This is a genomic window from Kitasatospora sp. NPDC059803 (assembly GCF_042732255.1).
Taxonomy (GTDB): Bacteria; Actinomycetota; Actinomycetes; order Streptomycetales; family Streptomycetaceae; genus Kitasatospora.
On record NZ_JBHWIJ010000365.1, the window covers coordinates 7216 to 7731 of the forward strand.

The 516-nt window shown below is 79.1% G+C and carries 1 protein-coding gene; it reads right to left on the reverse strand.

The features are described from left to right. Positions 1–79: 79 nt before the first annotated feature. Positions 80–516 (reverse strand): hypothetical protein (locus tag ACFV6I_RS35440; RefSeq protein ID WP_380430001.1); only part of this gene is annotated, 437 nt, incomplete at its 5' end.

Sequence of the window (516 nt, forward strand, 5' to 3'; positions counted from 1 at the left end):
GGCGCGCCCCCCCCCCCGCGCCGCCCCCCCCCCCCGGGGCGTGCCCGACGGCCGGGGCCCAGCCCAGCGGCCCCGACAGCTACCGCAGCACGACCCGCCAACCGTCGCCGCCGTCGCGGCCGCCGGGCCGGAGCACCAGCTCCTTCACCTGCCCGGTGTCGTGGAAGGTCAGCACCACGGTCTGCCGCTCGGCAGGGTCGTCCTGGAAGTCGGCCGTGACGGCCCCCCGGGCGCCCCGTCCGTACTCGCGGACCCAGGCCGCCGAAGCGTCCCCGCTGTCCCCGTTGTCCCCGCCGTCCGAGGCGCCGAGCTCCGCCAGCCGCCCCTCGGCCCCTTCGGCGAGCCGCCACACCAGCTGCTGGACCACGCCGAGCGTGCCGGTGGACGGGTACCCCGTCACCCGCAGGTGCGGATGGGCGGCGTAGTCGGCCTTGTACGCCAGCTCGGCCTCCGAGGCCCCGCCGGAGCACCCGGTGAGCAGCGCGACCGCGAGGCCCGCCGCAGGCAGACCTGCGG